At 57.8% G+C, this 486-nt stretch carries 1 pseudogene; it reads left to right on the plus strand.

Going from position 1 to position 486, the window contains the following annotated elements:
- Positions 1 to 304: pseudogene (locus GV819_RS32550) on the plus strand (transposase zinc-binding domain-containing protein); the annotation flags it as partial.
- Positions 305 to 486 lie beyond the last annotated feature (182 nt).

Below are 486 nucleotides of genomic sequence, written 5' to 3' on the forward strand. Positions count from 1 at the left end.
GTGTTACCCGGCATTCGCTGCGCTTATGGCAGAGCAGGGAAAGGAATTGCCGGGCTATGTGCAACGGGAATTTGAAGAATTTCTCCAATGCGGGCGGCTGGAGCATGGCTTTCTACGGGTTCGCTGCGAGTCTTGCCACGCCGAGCACCTGGTCGCTTTCAGCTGTAAGCGTCGCGGTTTCTGCCCGAGCTGTGGGGCGCGGCGGATGGCCGAAAGTGCCGCCTTGCTGGTTGATGAAGTACTGCCTGAACAACCCATGCGTCAGTGGGTGTTGAGCTTCCCGTTTCAGCTGCGTTCCCTGTTTGGGGTCGTTTGCGGGAAGGGGCGGAATCCTACGCTAAGGCTTTGGCCAGCGATATTCTCCGGTGAGATTGATGTGTTCCCAGGGGATAGGAGAAGTCGCTTGATATCTAGTATGACGTCTGTCGCACCTGCTTGATCGCGGCCGCGATAGCTAGATCGCGTTGCTCCTCTTCTCCATCCGCG

The sequence above is a fragment of the Pseudomonas sp. Fl5BN2 genome (assembly GCF_009908205.1).
In the GTDB taxonomy this organism is placed as follows: domain Bacteria; phylum Pseudomonadota; class Gammaproteobacteria; order Pseudomonadales; family Pseudomonadaceae; genus Aquipseudomonas.